Source organism: Bacillus sp. JJ722 (assembly GCF_036963345.1).
GTDB lineage: Bacteria > Bacillota > Bacilli > Bacillales > DSM-1321 > Bacillus_AD.
Genome location: NZ_JBALMO010000224.1, coordinates 3919 through 17453 on the forward strand (window position 1 = coordinate 3919; position 13535 = coordinate 17453).

Annotated in this window: 15 protein-coding genes and 2 riboswitches; all 15 genes read right to left on the reverse strand. The window is 36.1% G+C overall.

Annotated elements, in window-relative coordinates; translation table 11 throughout:
• Positions 1-273: 273 nt before the first annotated feature.
• Positions 274-1671, reverse strand: coding sequence for a Fe-S cluster assembly protein SufB (sufB, locus tag V7014_RS21870; RefSeq protein ID WP_335510304.1), 1398 nt, complete (start codon positions 1669-1671; stop codon positions 274-276).
• Between the two features lie 129 nt (positions 1672-1800).
• A complete protein-coding gene (gene sufU, locus V7014_RS21875; protein ID WP_335510305.1) occupies positions 1801-2232 on the reverse strand; it encodes a Fe-S cluster assembly sulfur transfer protein SufU in 432 nt (143 codons plus the stop codon).
• A complete protein-coding gene (locus V7014_RS21880) occupies positions 2222-3451 on the reverse strand; it encodes a cysteine desulfurase (RefSeq protein WP_335510307.1) in 1230 nt (409 codons plus the stop codon). Before V7014_RS21880 ends, sufU begins: the two co-directional genes overlap by 11 nt.
• Positions 3451-4755: a Fe-S cluster assembly protein SufD gene (gene sufD, locus V7014_RS21885; RefSeq protein WP_335510308.1), complete on the reverse strand. Its 1305-nt coding sequence runs from the start codon at positions 4753-4755 to the stop codon at positions 3451-3453. Before sufD ends, V7014_RS21880 begins: the two co-directional genes overlap by 1 nt.
• A gap of 16 nt (positions 4756-4771) precedes the next feature.
• Positions 4772-5557, reverse strand: a complete 786-nt coding sequence (sufC, locus tag V7014_RS21890; RefSeq protein WP_335510310.1) for a Fe-S cluster assembly ATPase SufC — start codon at positions 5555-5557, stop codon at positions 4772-4774.
• A 316-nt stretch (positions 5558-5873) separates the two neighbouring features.
• Positions 5874-6026 (reverse strand): hypothetical protein, encoded by a 153-nt coding sequence (locus V7014_RS21895; RefSeq protein ID WP_335510328.1) that lies wholly within the window; start codon positions 6024-6026, stop codon positions 5874-5876.
• Positions 6027-6532: 506 nt separating this feature from the next.
• Positions 6533-7381, reverse strand: a complete 849-nt coding sequence (locus tag V7014_RS21900) for a MetQ/NlpA family ABC transporter substrate-binding protein (protein WP_335510312.1) — start codon at positions 7379-7381, stop codon at positions 6533-6535.
• A gap of 38 nt (positions 7382-7419) precedes the next feature.
• Positions 7420-8088, reverse strand: a complete 669-nt coding sequence (locus tag V7014_RS21905; protein ID WP_335510314.1) for a methionine ABC transporter permease — start codon at positions 8086-8088, stop codon at positions 7420-7422.
• Positions 8081-9109 carry a methionine ABC transporter ATP-binding protein gene (locus V7014_RS21910; RefSeq protein ID WP_335510316.1) on the reverse strand — a complete coding sequence of 343 codons (1029 nt, stop codon included), beginning with the start codon at positions 9107-9109 and terminating at the stop codon, positions 8081-8083. The genes V7014_RS21905 and V7014_RS21910 overlap by 8 nt, the downstream gene beginning before the upstream one ends.
• A 124-nt stretch (positions 9110-9233) precedes the next feature.
• A riboswitch (SAM riboswitch) is annotated at positions 9234-9345 on the reverse strand.
• A gap of 124 nt (positions 9346-9469) precedes the next feature.
• Positions 9470-10789: an O-acetylhomoserine aminocarboxypropyltransferase/cysteine synthase family protein gene (locus tag V7014_RS21915; RefSeq protein ID WP_335510330.1), complete on the reverse strand. Its 1320-nt coding sequence runs from the start codon at positions 10787-10789 to the stop codon at positions 9470-9472.
• A 75-nt stretch (positions 10790-10864) separates the two neighbouring features.
• Positions 10865-10973: riboswitch (SAM riboswitch) on the reverse strand.
• 93 nt (positions 10974-11066) lie between these two features.
• Positions 11067-11429 carry a hypothetical protein gene (locus V7014_RS21920; RefSeq protein WP_335510318.1) on the reverse strand — a complete coding sequence of 121 codons (363 nt, stop codon included), beginning with the start codon at positions 11427-11429 and terminating at the stop codon, positions 11067-11069.
• Between the two features lie 85 nt (positions 11430-11514).
• Positions 11515-11820, reverse strand: a complete 306-nt coding sequence (locus V7014_RS21925; RefSeq protein WP_335510320.1) for a thioredoxin family protein — start codon at positions 11818-11820, stop codon at positions 11515-11517.
• 10 nt (positions 11821-11830) lie between these two features.
• A complete protein-coding gene (locus tag V7014_RS21930) occupies positions 11831-12187 on the reverse strand; it encodes a toprim domain-containing protein (RefSeq protein ID WP_335510322.1) in 357 nt (118 codons plus the stop codon).
• A 170-nt stretch (positions 12188-12357) separates the two neighbouring features.
• Positions 12358-12744 carry a glycine cleavage system protein GcvH gene (gene gcvH / locus V7014_RS21935; protein ID WP_335510324.1) on the reverse strand — a complete coding sequence of 129 codons (387 nt, stop codon included), beginning with the start codon at positions 12742-12744 and terminating at the stop codon, positions 12358-12360.
• A 43-nt stretch (positions 12745-12787) separates the two neighbouring features.
• Positions 12788-13144 carry an arsenate reductase family protein gene (locus tag V7014_RS21940; protein WP_335510326.1) on the reverse strand — a complete coding sequence of 119 codons (357 nt, stop codon included), beginning with the start codon at positions 13142-13144 and terminating at the stop codon, positions 12788-12790.
• Positions 13145-13535 lie beyond the last annotated feature (391 nt).

Genomic DNA, 13535 nt, shown 5'->3' on the forward strand with positions numbered 1-13535 from the left:
CTGGGCGCTGGAGCTAGATACCACGCAAAATTCAACAGTAGTTATACTAAATACTCATAAAGTGAAACTTTAATCGGTGGGGGTTTTCGTCCATCCTCCACCGATTATTAGTTGAACCAATCGGGTTCTTACTGGCGCTTAAACACTCACTTAAACGTCTTTGCTTTTACTTTCGTTTTGAAGTGGGAGTGTCTTAGCGCCAGTTAGAACGGGATAAAAAAACACCTCCTAAATGGCATCTATCCATAAAGGAGGTGTTTCTTTTTAAAAGGCTTAACCTATCGAGCCTTCCATTTCGAACTTAATTAATCTATTCATCTCGACCGCATATTCCATCGGTAATTCTTTCGTAAATGGTTCAATGAAGCCCATAACGATCATTTCTGTTGCTTCTTGCTCAGAAATACCACGGCTCATTAGATAGAATAATTGTTCTTCAGAAACTTTCGAAACTTTCGCTTCATGCTCTAAAGAAATATTATCATTTAGAATTTCATTATATGGAATTGTATCAGAGGTAGATTGATTATCCATAATCAATGTATCACATTCGATATTTGAACGTGCTCCATCTGCTTTACGACCGAAGTGCACAATACCACGATATGTTACTTTACCACCATGTTTCGAAATTGATTTCGATACAATTGTAGATGAAGTATTAGGCGCTAAATGTAGCATTTTTGCACCAGCATCTTGATGCTGACCTTTACCAGCGATAGCAATCGATAGTGTTAAACCACGAGCGCCCTCGCCTTTAAGAATAACAGCCGGATATTTCATTGTAAGTTTAGAACCGATGTTACCATCAATCCATTCCATCGTTGCATTTGCATCACATGTTGCACGCTTCGTAACGAGGTTATATACGTTGTTTGCCCAGTTTTGAATCGTTGTATAACGGCAGTATGCATCTTTCTTAATAATGATTTCAACAACTGCACTGTGTAGAGAGTTTGTTGTGTAAACAGGAGCTGTACAGCCTTCTACATAGTGTACACTTGCACCTTCATCAACGATGATTAATGTACGTTCAAATTGTCCCATATTCTCAGAGTTAATTCGGAAGTACGCTTGTAGTGGCGTTTCTAATTTAATTCCTTTAGGAACATAGATGAATGAACCACCTGACCAAACTGCTGAGTTTAGAGCTGAGAATTTATTATCTGTTGGTGGAATAACAGTAGCCCAATGCTCGCGGAAAATATCTTCATTCTCACGAAGTGCAGAATCTGTATCTTTAAAGATAATACCTTGCTCTTCAAGATCTTCTTTCATGTTGTGATAAACAACCTCAGATTCATATTGAGCTGATACACCTGCAAGATACTTTTGTTCAGCTTCTGGAATACCTAGCTTATCAAATGTTTGTTTGATTTCTTCCGGTACTTCATCCCAAGATTTCTCTGATTTCTCAGATGGTTTTACGTAATACGTGATTTCATCAAAGTTTAAGCTTGCTAAATCACCGCCCCATTGTGGCATTGGCATTTTGTAAAAATACTCTAGTGACTTTAGGCGGAAATCAAGCATCCATTTTGGTTCGCTTTTCATCTTCGAGATTTCTTCTACGATTTCTTTTGTTAACCCGCGTTTTGAACGGAAAATAGAAACATCGCGATCAGAAAACCCATATTTATAATCACCGATTTCAGGCATTTTTTTTGCCATAGGTAGTATACCTCCATTTCAGAGGAGAAAAGGCCTTCATTGTTGTGATGAGACGTTTTCTCTCTCATTATTATCCGATTCAACTTATGATTGAGAGGGCAAAGCCCCCTCAAATCTAGCTGCAATTTATTATTCTTTTAATCCTTTTTCCATCGCTTTCCAAGCAAGTGTCGCACATTTTATACGAGCTGGAAATTTAGAAACTCCCTGTAGAGCTTCAATATCACCTAAATCTAAATCTTCTTCATCATATTCTTTACCCTGCATTATATTCGAAAAGATTGATGACAACTTCATAGCAGTTTCTACATCTTTTCCTTTAATGGCTTGAGTCATCATGGAAGCAGAAGACATTGAAATTGAACATCCTTCACCATCAAACTTAGCATCCGTCACAATTCCATCTTCCACTTTCAATGTTAAATGGATACGGTCGCCACAAGTTGGATTGTTCATATCAATCGTTAAATTTCCTTCATCAAGCTCACCTTTATTACGAGGGTTTTTATAATGGTCCATAATTACTTGACGATAAAGGGTATCTAAGTTATTAAAAGACATTGTTAAAATACTCCTTTGTTTTGACAAGCCCAGCTACCAACTTATCAATATCCTCTTCCGTGTTGTATAAATAAAAGCTTGCTCTTGCTGTTGCAGAAGCTTTTAACCATCTCATTAAAGGTTGAGCGCAATGATGACCTGCACGAACAGCGATTCCTTCTGCGTCTAGGACTGTTGCCACGTCATGTGGATGAACATCATCTAGATTGAAAGTAATAACTCCAGCACGCTTAGAAGCATCTTCTGGTCCATAAATTGTGAGACCATCAATACCCGTCATACGTTCCATCGCATATGCAGCTAGTTTATGCTCATGCTGTTCAATCGCCTCAAGTCCAATGCTTTCCAAGAAATCAATCGCAGCTCCTAAACCAATTGCACCAGCAATGATTGGTGTGCCACCTTCAAACTTCCAAGGTAGCTCTTTCCAAGTTGAATCATATAGATCAACGAAATCAATCATTTCTCCACCAAATTCAATTGGCTCCATGTTTTCAAGAAGTACTTTCTTACCGTATAGTACGCCGATTCCAGTTGGTCCGCACATTTTGTGACCTGAAATCGAATAGAAATCACAATCTAATTCTTGTACGTCAAGCTTAATATGTGGTGCTCCTTGTGCACCGTCAACAACCATAATCGCTCCATTTTCATGAGCGATAGCAGCTAATTCTTTAACAGGATTGATTACACCTAATACATTTGATACATGCGTAATGGATACGATTTTTGTATTTGGAGTAATTACTTGTCTTGCATCTTCTAATGAAATCGTTCCATTAGGTTGAAGCGGCAAGTATTTCAATGTTGCTCCTGTTTGTTTCGCTACTTGTTGCCAAGGAATAATATTACTATGATGTTCCATGTAAGAAATGACGATTTCATCGCCTTCTTTTACATTTGCACGACCATAACTTGCAGCTACAAGATTCAATGATGCTGTTGTGCCTTTGGTAAACACAATTTCTTCAGTAGAAGCAGCGTTGATAAACTTACGAACCTTTTCACGAGCTCCCTCATAACCATCGGTTGCTCTTGTACCTAGTGTATGCACACCACGGTGAACATTCGAATTGTACTCTCTATAATATTGATCGATTGTATCAATTACCATTTGTGGCTTTTGCGAAGTGGCAGCTGAATCAAGATATACGAGCGGCGAACCGTTCACTTCTTGATGCAGTATAGGAAACAATTTACGAATTTCGTATGCGTCCATTATCGAACTTTCCTTTCGATTACCTCAACCAATTGTTTCTTTACGCCTTCAATCGGAAGTTCATTAACAACCGGTGCAAGGAATCCATGAATGATTAAACGTTCTGCTTCTTTCTTAGAAATCCCACGGCTCATAATATAATAAAGCTGAATAGGATCAACACGACCAACAGATGCAGCATGTCCTGCTGTTACATCATCTTCATCGATTAGAAGAATTGGGTTAGCATCTCCACGCGCTTTTTCACTTAACATCAATACTCTTGATTCTTGTTCAGCATTAGATTTAGATGCGCCATGTTCAATTTTACCGATACCATTAAAGATTGAAGATGCACTATCTTTCATAACACCGTGTTTCAGAATATAACCTTCTGAGTTTTTACCATGATGAATGATGCTTGTTGTGAAGTTTTGCTTTTGCTCTCCACGTCCTACAACAACTGATTTGGTATCAGCGTATGATCCATCACCAATTAGATTTGTAATATTCTCTGAAATAGTATCTCCATCATTCATTAAGCCAAGTGCCCACTCAATTCTCGCATTAGCACCAGCTACACCACGACGGTTTACATATGTTACATTATTTTTTGATAATGTATCTACCGCTCCGTAAACAACTTTAGAGTTGTTACCAGCAATTACTTCAGAAGCAATATTGACAATCCCTGCACCCTCTACTGTTGAAATGTAATTCTCAACATACGTCACCATACTATTATCTTCAGTTACGATTAAAACATGATTAAATAGTGATGCATCTTGTTGATCAAGAACGTATACAGCTTGAAGTGGTTCTTTCACTTCAACATTTTTTGGTACGTAAATAAAGATACCACCGTTCATTAAAGCAGCATGTAGAGCTGATAAACGGTGCTCATTAACTGTAATACCTTTTGTCATGAAGAATTTTTCAACAAGATCACTATGCTCACGAGCAGCAGTAATAATATCTGTAAAAATAACACCTTGCTCTTTCAATGATTGAGAAAGCTCTAAATATGCTGGTGTATTGTTTCTTTGTACATAAAGGTTGTTGCTTGCATCTACATCTAGTAGAGATTTTACTTCACTTGGAAGAGCATCTACAGAAGCATATGCTTCACTTACTGTTGTATGTTTAGGAAAATCTGTGAAATTCCATTTTTCTATTTTTGTTTTATCTGGTTTTGGTAATGGAAGAGAAGAAACTGCTTCAAATGCTTTTTCTCTTAACTCCAGTAACCAACTTGGTTCATTGTTTTGTTTTGAGAAAGATTGAATTTCTTCTTTCCCAAGCGATAATTTCATTTCAGTAGTCATTGAAATCCTCCTAACCTTACGCTTCTTGGCCTTCAGTTTCGTCTTCAATACCTAATTCTTTTTTAATCCAATCGTAACCTTCTGCTTCAAGACGTTGCGCAAGCTCAGGACCACCAGATTTCACGATACGACCTTGCATCATAACATGTACGAAGTCAGGAGTAATGTAGTTCAATAGACGTTGGTAGTGAGTAATCATAATGCATCCAAAGTCTTCTCCGCGCATGTCGTTAATACCTTTTGATACAACCTTCAATGCGTCGATATCTAGACCTGAGTCAATTTCATCAAGAATAGCGATTTTTGGCTCGATCATCATTAATTGAAGAATTTCGTTACGTTTCTTTTCTCCGCCAGAGAATCCTTCATTTAAATAACGTTGTGCCATATCTTGATCCATTTCAAGGAAGTCCATTTTTGAATCTAATTGACGAATGAACTTCATGATTGAAAGCTCATTTCCTTCTTCACGACGTGCATTAATTGCAGAACGTAAGAAGTCAGCATTTGTAACCCCAGTGATTTCACTTGGATATTGCATAGCAAGGAATAGGCCTGCTTTAGCGCGCTCATCTACTTCCATTTCTAACACATCTTCATCATCTATTGTGATGCTTCCGCTTGTTACTTCATATTTAGGATGTCCCATGATCGCAGAAGATAATGTTGATTTTCCTGTACCATTAGGTCCCATGATTGCGTGGATTTCTCCACCTTTTACTTCTAAATTTACACCTTTTAGAATTTCTTTATCCTCAATTGAAACATGTAAATCTTTGATTTTTAATGTAGAAGATGCCATATATTTATACCTCCAACAATTTCTTGTGAACTTTTGTATTTTTTGGTAAAATCATTCTCAATTTATTCTCATTACAATATTATAACAAATGAAAAGTAGAAGCAACTAATAATGCCTTATTTTCCACTATGTATATAGTGGAAAAGAAAAACACCTTAAAAGTATGTGTTTGTCAGGTTCATGCTTACGCATTCTTTACTTATTCTTAATATTACTCGTTTCCATTCATTCGAAATATGTCAGTCAGCAAATGATAATTTATTGATACTCTTATCATTCGAAAAAGCCAGCGCTACTAACACTGACTTTTCCTTTCCTATTTAAATACCCGACGACTGTATTCATTTACGATTTGTGACTCGAGCCTATAACTTCTTTCTCTTCGTCTTTCCACTCTCATTCTCACGTCTAAATTACGGCTATATTCATTATAACCTACTCCGTGTGATAGCTGCAAAGCCTTCTCCATATTCTCTGTCACTGTCAAATCCAACTCATTTGAGTTAATAATGAACCAATCCTTTCATTTGTCGGCGTTTGCATTAGCAACGCCTTATTTACAGTTAAGATTATCATCACACTGGTTTTCCACTCAAATGGTATATACCCGAAAATTTAGTACATAATCACAATTAAGCCAGATTCACGTTATCACACGTTATTATTCATAAAATTACTCGTAAATACTCTTAAATAGAAACGGATTTGAATATTATTAGGAGAAGACTCTTTTTGATGAAGGGGTTGTCCAATAAATCCTATTTGCTATCTTTGTTTGATCGATGGGAAAGTAATTCTTACGATTTTTAAGAAGATACATGGGGTTTCATCTAGACAGAAAGCGCCAAATGTAGGCATTCTTGCATAACAGCCGGGTTTATATATTTCACGTAACCTACTCCGGAGGACTTACAAAGCGTAAAAGGGCGTTCGAAAAGTGATTGAAAATCACTTTTCGGACAGCCCCTTAAACAATTACTTAGATACAGGAAGTACTGCACCTTTATATTCTTTTTTAATGAAGTCTTGAATTTCTTTAGAGTGAAGAACCTCAATTAACGTTTTAATGTTTTCATTGTTTTCATCGCCTTTTCTAACCGCAACAATGTTTACATATGGAGATTCTGATCCTTCAATAGCAATAGCATCTTTCAGTGGATTTAAGCCAGCATCAATAGCAAAGTTTGAGTTGATGACAACTGCATCGCCTTCACCATTGTTGAAAACTTGTGGTAATAACGCTGGTTCAATATCCGTTTTAAACTTTAATTCCTTTTTATTTTCAACGATATCTTTTTGTGTAGCTGCTGTTTTATCAATTCCGTCTTTTAACTTAATTAAGCCTTCTCTTTCAAGAAGAGATAGAACACGACCATGGTCAGCTACAGAGCTGCTCATAATAATTGTTGCGCCTTTTGGTAGATCTTCTAATTTCTTATATTTCTTAGAATATACGCCGATTGGTTCAATGTGAATACCACCAGCATTGACAAAAACATACCCATTCTCTTTAATACTCAACTCAAGGAAAGGAATGTGTTGGAAGTAGTTTGCATCTAACTCTCCTTCTTCTAACGCCTTGTTGGGAATAACGTAATCATTGTACTTCTCGATTTTCAAATCAATTCCTTTTTCTTTTAGAAGCGGTTGTGCCTGTTCTAAAATTTGAGCATGAGGTACGTTAGATGCACCTACTGTTAATGTTTTTGAGTCCTCTTTACTTGTACCTTTATCTCCAGATTTCTCATCGGAGCTTGTACCACATGCAGTTAAAGCCAATAATAATGAAAATGCCAGAACTAAAAATAAACTAATCTTCTTCATCTACTAAAACTCCCCTTTTCTCAATAGCTTAATTTATATTATCTTTTGTCAACTTTAGAAGTTGCAAAATCACCAATAAACTGAACAGCAAATACAATAATTAAAATAATAATTGTTGCAATTAAAGTAACATCATCTTGTCCACGTTGGAATCCATCCAAGTAAGCAACATTTCCAAGTCCACCAGCTCCAATAACACCTGCCATCGCTGTTGATCCAACTAAAGCAATCGTCGTTACCGTAATACCTGAAATGATTGCTGGCATTGATTCTGGTATCAATACTTTGAAAATAATTGTGCTTGTTTTCGCTCCCATGGACTTAGCAGCTTCAATAACACCTTTATCTATTTCTCGCAATGCAATTTCAACCATACGAGCATAGAATGGAGCTGTACCAATAATTAACGCTGGTAACGCTGCTTTAGCCCCAATCATGGAACCCATGATCATCTTTGTGAAAGGGATTAATAATACGATTAAGATGATGAACGGAATACTACGGAATATATTCACATACGCTCCGACAATCGTATAAACAAATTTATTTTGCCATAGGTTTCCTTTTGAAGTTAAAAATAAAACCAAACCTAAAAGTATGCCAAATATAAAGACAGCAATCACAGAAACACCTGTCATAAACAACGTTTCATATGTAGCTTCCCTCATTACGTCCCAATCTACATTAGGAAAGTATTTCTCAAGCATTAGTAATCACCTCCACGCCTACTCTACGTTGATTCAAGAAATCGATAGACTGCTTCAGCTCAGAATCATTTCCATCTATATGAAGGAACAATGTACCATAAGAACCTTTTTGAGTCTGTTGTATTTTCCCTTGAATAATATTGATATCAAATTGAAAATGACGAATAAGTTCATTAACAACTGGTTTCTCAGCGTCATCGCCGACAAATGTAAGTTTTACAACATGACCTGTTTTATACTTCTGTAACAAATTCTCAATTGCTTCCGTTGTTTCTTCAGGATCTGTTAACTGTTGGACAAAACGTTTCGTTATGTCTTGTTGTGGATTTTTAAATACTTCTAGTACATCGCCAATCTCTACAACTCGACCTTTTTCCATTACTGCTACACGATGACAAATCTTTTGAATAACATGCATCTCATGCGTAATTAATACAATCGTTAAATTTAACTTCTTATTAATATCTACCAATAAATCTAAGATGCTATCGGTTGTTTGAGGGTCTAATGCTGAAGTGGCTTCATCACAAAGCAGTACCTTTGGATTATTAGCCAATGCTCTAGCTATACCTACTCTTTGCTTCTGACCACCACTCAGTTGAGATGGATAAGCATCTCCTCGACCTTCTAAACCAACGAGCGAAATCAATTCATCTACTCGCTTTAGACGTTGACTTTTCGGGACACCCGCAATTTCAAGCGGAAATGAAATATTTTCTCTTACAGTCCTTGACCATAATAGATTGAAATGCTGAAAAATCATTCCGATTTCATGGCGGGCTGCTCGTAGTTTAGCACCTTTGATAGCAGATATCTGTTGGTCTCCTACGATAATCGTTCCTTCTGTTGGAACTTCTAAGCCGTTTAACATACGAATCAATGTACTCTTTCCAGCACCACTATAACCAATTACACCAAAAATTTCGCCTGCATCAATATCGATTGACACTGAATCAACAGCTTTAAGTTTATCTTTTAGCCCTTGTGAAAAGAGCTTTGTTACTTTACTAATTTTTATCATGATCAATCACCTCTTTGTCTCAAACTAAAGACAAATATTTATTTACTAAAATTAATTTACCTTAAAACAACAAAAACCTTTCTGCTGAAATGAGCAGAAAGGCATAATAATTTAAGGGTCCTTTCTCTCATCTGTCAAAGTAGTCTATACTTTGTGTGAATTGGCACCATTTCAAAAATTCATTTGACGGTTGCCGGGCTTCAAAGGGCACGTCCCTCCACCACTCTTGATAAGAGTTTTATCGCAATATTTAATTAATATTTACAAATAAATATTTTAGTAAAGTGATTTTATCATTAATAGTATAAGGCTGTCAATTGAATTCTGAAAATAAACCCTTTACCTTTTTATGGTAATGAGTTAAACTGATGTTGAGTGTAATGAGGTAACACCTGTTGCAATTTCAATTGCATTCTCTAAATCAGCGATAATATCATCAATATGTTCAATGCCGATTGATAATCGCACTAAGTCTTCTGTAACACCTGACAGCTCCAAATCTTCCGTAGAAAGCTGTTGATGTGTTGTACTTGCTGGATGAATAATTAGACTCTTCGCGTCACCCACATTTGCTACATGACTCCAAAGCTTCACATTGTTAATTAACTTAGCACCTGCTTCTCTTCCGCCTTCGATTCCAAACACAACAACTGCACCGGCGCCTTTCGGTAAATACTTCTCAGCAAGAGCATGATCCTTATGTTCCTTTTCTCCTGGGTACAATACCCATTTAACAGCTGGATGTGCTTTCAAATACTCAACCACTTGCTTCGTATTGGCGATATGCTCTTTCATTCTCACATGCAATGTTTCTAGCCCTAAACTAAATTGGTATGCACTGAATGAACTTAATGCTGGACCTAAATCACGTAGTAACTGAACACGTGCTTTAATGATGAAAGCAGCAGCACCAATCGCTTCACTATAAACCAAATTATTATAGCTTGGATCTGGCGTAGTAAATCCAGGGAATTTCGGTGAATTCCAATCGAATTTACCACCATCTACAATAATTCCACCAAGTGTTGTACCATTTCCTAATAGCCATTTAGTTGCTGAATGGATTACAATATCAGCTCCATGTTCAATCGGTTTGCATAGATATGGTGTAGCAAATGTATTATCAATAATTAATGGAATACCGTTTTCATGAGCTATACTTGCTACTTTTTCAATATCTAATATGTGTAGACTCGGATTGCCAATTGTTTCAGCAAATACTGCTTTTGTTTTATCATTAATAGCCGCTCGGAAGTTTTCAGGATCTTCTGGATTTACAAGATGCACCTTAATTCCGTATTTCGGTAAAGTATTAGCAAATAAATTAAATGTTCCACCATAAAGCTTTGAAGCTGCAACAATTTCATCACCAGCTCCTGCAATATTTAGGATAGTTAGTGTAATGGCTGCCATTCCGCTTGCAACGGAAAGAGCTCCAATTCCGCCTTCAAGTAACGCAACTCTTTCTTCGAACACAGATGCAGTAGGATTATGAATACGAGAATAAATATAACCATTTTCTTTCAGACCAAAAAGATTCGCTGCATGATCAGTATCCTTAAATACGTAAGCATTGCTTTGATAAATCGGTGTTGAACGTGCTCCTGTAACTGGATCTGCCTGAATGCCTCCATGAATACTCAATGTTTCAAAACGATAATTTGTTTCGTTATTGCTCATATTTTCCACTCCCATATCTTTGTATTCCTCATCAAAAAAAGCTTCTTCGATAAGAAGAAGCTTTAAGGCCATTTCTTCTTATCTTTACAGAGTATTTCTTCTACTCTGCTGGATTTAGCACCGTGTAACTCATACCGGTTGCTGGGCTTCACAGGGCCAATCCCTCCACCTCTCTTGATAAGGTTATATTTAAAACCAAGTAATTTTATCAACTTTATTAGAAATATACCATCATTTCCAAACTTAGTCAATGAATTTTATTAAAAATTCAAATATTTCACACTACTTGTTGAGATCGACTTAATAAAAAAATGGCTTCAATGAGTAAAACTTGCCGATAATTGCCTTGTACTTGAATTTTATTCAGCTTCTGCAATTGACGAATGGAAGCTTCACCTCGAATGATTTGTTGTATAGAGTCTTTCGATCCAAACAAGTGAATACGATACGTTCCTTTATCTGTATAGTTTGTATGCAATTCCGAAGTAGATAAAAACAAATGCCAATTTTCTTCTTTAGTAGAAAAAACCACCATAGTATGAGCCTTCTTTAATAACACATGCAACTGCTCTCTATGTTCTAAATTAGATAACATCAATTGTAAAATACGCTCCACATCCGCCACACCCTTTTCATTCATCTTAAGAATAGAGATACCACATGTGTGAGAGTATTTCCTTTAATATTTGCTCGACAAGTTTCTTCGTCTTTGTCGATTATTATCATTATATACTTCTAAAAAGCTCTAATAAATATGGTACAGAATGAAATGCATATATTTTGTGATGTAGCTTACCTTCTTTAAATACCAACAAGCATGGCACACTCTCCACTTCATAACTCTCAGCTAATTCACGAATATAATTCACATCACATTTCCCTAATTCGACAGCTGGTACGATCTCCTTAACAACTGTTAACATCTTTGAAGCTACTTGACATGTCCCACAAATAGGAGTGTATAAATACAGACAAAATGAATCACCTGTTGCTATTTTTTTTACTATTTCTTCCCCATTCCATTCATTCATGTTGCTTTATTCATCCTTTATTTAAAAATTGTGTATGTACTTCAAAATTAGCACTCAACAAGACAGTTGCTATATGATTATTAGGCGCGGTCGCAACTTCTCGATATGCTTTATCAATGTACAAGTGCTTCGCTTCAGGCATTTCACGTTTAAATTGCTTACGTAGCTTTTCTCCCGACTCATCTTGATCAACCATTATGTATACTTCTTTATCATATAATTCATCCACAAACGCATCCATCTTTTGAAAGGATATCGTACCATTCGTACAAAGAATTTCCACATCTTCTTTTAAGACTTTTTGTACTTTCTTCTTATCAGATGTACCTTCAACAATTATCACTTTCTCTAATAGAAAATCTTCCATTCTTATCACCTTTTACAAATGATCTCATTAAGTCTAACATAACCTATTTTGGCGTTAATATCTATTTATAATGATTAATAAAATGAACACCGGTTCTTTTTGGATCGAAGGAAAACATCACTCACAAAAAAGAGGCATGTCTTGAAATCAAAACATGCCTCTTTATCAACTTAATCTTCTTTTGTCATTTCCTCATATTGCTCTGAAGTCATTAATTTCTCTAACTCAGATGCATCAGACGCTTCAATAACAACCATCCAAGCTTTTTCATAAGCCGATTCGTTAACGAATTCTGGATTGTCATTTAACACTTCGTTAATTTCTATAACTGTACCGCTAACAGGCGCATAAAGTTCAGAAACAGTCTTAACAGATTCCACACTGCCGAAAGGCTCGTCCGCTGTTAATGTATCGCCTACTTCTGGAAGTTCAACGAATACGATATCCCCTAGTTCTGCTTGAGCAAAATCTGTGATACCAATTCTTAATTTGTCGCCTTCTACTTTTACCCATTCATGTTCTTCAGAATAACGTAAATCTTGTGGTACTAATGCCATCAAAAACCCCTCCAATAATAATTTATAAAGACAAATGAGCTAATTATAACCACATTTGCTGAAACTGATCTTCTTTAAAGCCAACAGTTACTTTCTTTCCGTCCGTTACGATTGGACGTTTAATTAACATTCCATCGGATGCTAATAATTCAAACATCTCTTCTTCGGTTGCTGTTTTTAGTCGATCCTTCAACCCTAGCTCACGATATTTCTGTCCGCTAGTATTAAAGAATTTTTTGATTTCTAATCCACTTTTGCTATGTAAATCTTGCAATACTTCCTTTGAAGGTGGATTCTCCACAATATGTATTTCTTTAAATGCTAAATTATTCGTTTCTAACCATTTCTTTGCATTTCTACATGTACCGCATTTTGGGTATGAATAAAATGTTAATTCCATTATTTTCACTTCCTTTAGAATACCTTTTTACCCTGGAAAGCACAAAGGTTTTATCTTAGTTATCTACCACCTACAATAACAGCAATTAACAAAAAAACAAAATGTTTTCCTCATCATTCATACTTATAATTTATCATGATATTAACATATCACCTTTATCTCCCTTTTCACCAACTACAATACCATTTCTCACAAAGAGGGTGTCCAATAGGTAATGTTGCTTTAGATTTTTACATTTACGTGAAAGGCATTGTTCCCATTTATAGGGAGATGCATGCATTTCATCTCTTTCAAAAGCGCCAATTATAGGCATTTTCAACATATTCAGCAAGCATAACAAATTTCTCGCAACCTATAACGAAGGGCTAACAAGCATAAAAGGGCGTTCGAA

What these genes read in the sequence shown, in the direction of transcription:
- sufB (WP_335510304.1), bottom strand. Translation starts at nt 1,671, where the DNA reads ATGGCAAAAAAAATGCCTGAAATCGGTGATTATAAATATGGGTTTTCT.
- sufU (WP_335510305.1), bottom strand. Translation starts at nt 2,232, where the DNA reads ATGTCTTTTAATAACTTAGATACCCTTTATCGTCAAGTAATTATGGAC.
- V7014_RS21880 (WP_335510307.1), bottom strand. Translation starts at nt 3,451, where the DNA reads ATGGACGCATACGAAATTCGTAAATTGTTTCCTATACTGCATCAAGAA.
- sufD (WP_335510308.1), bottom strand. Translation starts at nt 4,755, where the DNA reads ATGACTACTGAAATGAAATTATCGCTTGGGAAAGAAGAAATTCAATCT.
- sufC (WP_335510310.1), bottom strand. Translation starts at nt 5,557, where the DNA reads ATGGCATCTTCTACATTAAAAATCAAAGATTTACATGTTTCAATTGAG.
- V7014_RS21895 (WP_335510328.1), bottom strand. Translation starts at nt 6,026, where the DNA reads ATGGAGAAGGCTTTGCAGCTATCACACGGAGTAGGTTATAATGAATAT.
- V7014_RS21900 (WP_335510312.1), bottom strand. Translation starts at nt 7,381, where the DNA reads ATGAAGAAGATTAGTTTATTTTTAGTTCTGGCATTTTCATTATTATTG.
- V7014_RS21905 (WP_335510314.1), bottom strand. Translation starts at nt 8,088, where the DNA reads ATGCTTGAGAAATACTTTCCTAATGTAGATTGGGACGTAATGAGGGAA.
- V7014_RS21910 (WP_335510316.1), bottom strand. Translation starts at nt 9,109, where the DNA reads ATGATAAAAATTAGTAAAGTAACAAAGCTCTTTTCACAAGGGCTAAAA.
- V7014_RS21915 (WP_335510330.1), bottom strand. Translation starts at nt 10,789, where the DNA reads ATGAGCAATAACGAAACAAATTATCGTTTTGAAACATTGAGTATTCAT.
- V7014_RS21920 (WP_335510318.1), bottom strand. Translation starts at nt 11,429, where the DNA reads ATGAATGAAAAGGGTGTGGCGGATGTGGAGCGTATTTTACAATTGATG.
- V7014_RS21925 (WP_335510320.1), bottom strand. Translation starts at nt 11,820, where the DNA reads ATGAATGAATGGAATGGGGAAGAAATAGTAAAAAAAATAGCAACAGGT.
- V7014_RS21930 (WP_335510322.1), bottom strand. Translation starts at nt 12,187, where the DNA reads ATGGAAGATTTTCTATTAGAGAAAGTGATAATTGTTGAAGGTACATCT.
- gcvH (WP_335510324.1), bottom strand. Translation starts at nt 12,744, where the DNA reads ATGGCATTAGTACCACAAGATTTACGTTATTCTGAAGAACATGAATGG.
- V7014_RS21940 (WP_335510326.1), bottom strand. Translation starts at nt 13,144, where the DNA reads ATGGAATTAACATTTTATTCATACCCAAAATGCGGTACATGTAGAAAT.